Source organism: Azoarcus sp. TTM-91, from assembly GCF_012911025.1.
Taxonomy (GTDB): Bacteria; Pseudomonadota; Gammaproteobacteria; order Burkholderiales; family Rhodocyclaceae; genus Azoarcus.
On the sequence record NZ_WUEI01000296.1, the window covers coordinates 1 to 460 of the forward strand.

Below are 460 nucleotides of genomic sequence, written 5' to 3' on the forward strand. Positions count from 1 at the left end.
GTCCAGCTTGGGATCGTGGCTCAGCGCCACGATGCAGGTGCGCGTGTCCGGACGCATGGCGCGCACGGCATCATCGGGCATCTCGGTGGTCAGGCGCACGCCCTGCACCGACCAGGCGCCCAGGTGCTCGACGCGCGGATCGCAAAGCGTGACCGCGAAATCGTTGAACAGCGCCATGGTCGCGACGTACTCGGCCAGCGCCCCGGCACCGATGAGCAGCATGCGGTACTGCGGCCCCAGCGTGCTGGACAGGGTGGCGCCATCGAAATGCAGGGCCTGCGGCGCCGAAGCCGGCGCCTGCGTCACCGCGCCCGTCGCGCAGTCGACGCTGCGCCTTACCAGTTGCCCGGATTCCAGCTGCCGCACCAGCGTGTCCAGCGCGGCGACGTCGGGATCGAACTCCAGCAGCAGTTCCAGGGTGCCGCCGCAAGGCAGGCCGAAGCGGTGCGCATCGTCGGCG

1 pseudogene is annotated in these 460 nt (G+C 70.4%); it reads right to left on the reverse strand.

The annotated features are described in order from the left end of the window. A pseudogene (locus tag GRF61_RS24315) lies at positions 1-460 on the reverse strand (hypothetical protein); the annotation flags it as partial.